Source organism: Acidovorax sp. SRB_24 (genome assembly GCF_012931925.1).
In genome coordinates this window covers 1-487 of record NZ_MWOM01000236.1, presented here as the reverse complement: position 1 = coordinate 487, position 487 = coordinate 1, and the positions used below count along the sequence as shown (strand labels likewise).

At 66.7% G+C, this 487-nt stretch carries 1 protein-coding gene and 1 pseudogene; both read left to right on the top strand.

The features are described 5' to 3' along the window. Nucleotides 1–136 (top strand): annotated as a pseudogene (locus tag B2J89_RS22985) (amino acid ABC transporter substrate-binding protein); the annotation flags it as partial. Between the two features lie 6 nt (nucleotides 137–142). Next, nucleotides 143–487 (top strand): ATP-binding cassette domain-containing protein (locus tag B2J89_RS21730; RefSeq protein WP_169170857.1); only part of this gene is annotated, 345 nt, incomplete at its 3' end.

The window sequence follows — 487 nt, the reverse complement described above, 5'->3', positions numbered from 1 at the left end:
CAAGGACTTCGACACCGGCGGCCTGATCGGCGTGCCGATCACCATCAGCGGCAACTCGATCCCCGTGGGCCGCGTCTACAAGGCCGACATGAAGGCGCAGAAGATGGTTGCGGCCTCCGACTGGATCAAGCTGTAGGCAGCCATGCACGCGCCGCGCACCGACCTCGTCCTCGAAGTCAACAACATCGAGGTCATCTACAACAAGGTGGTGCAGGCCCTGCGCGGCCTGTCGCTGGCCGTGCCGCGCGGCCAAATCGTGGCGCTGCTGGGCAGCAACGGCGCCGGCAAGTCGACCACGCTGAAGGCGATATCCGGCCTGCTGGCGCTCGAAGATGGCGCGCTCGAAAGCGGCAGCGTGCTGTTCAACGGCAAGCCCACGGCGCAGCTGGCGCCGCAGCAGCTGGTGCGCCAAGGCCTGAGCCATGTGATGGAGGGGCGGCGCGTGTTCGAAGACCTCACGGTCGAGGAAAACCTGGTCGCCGCCACC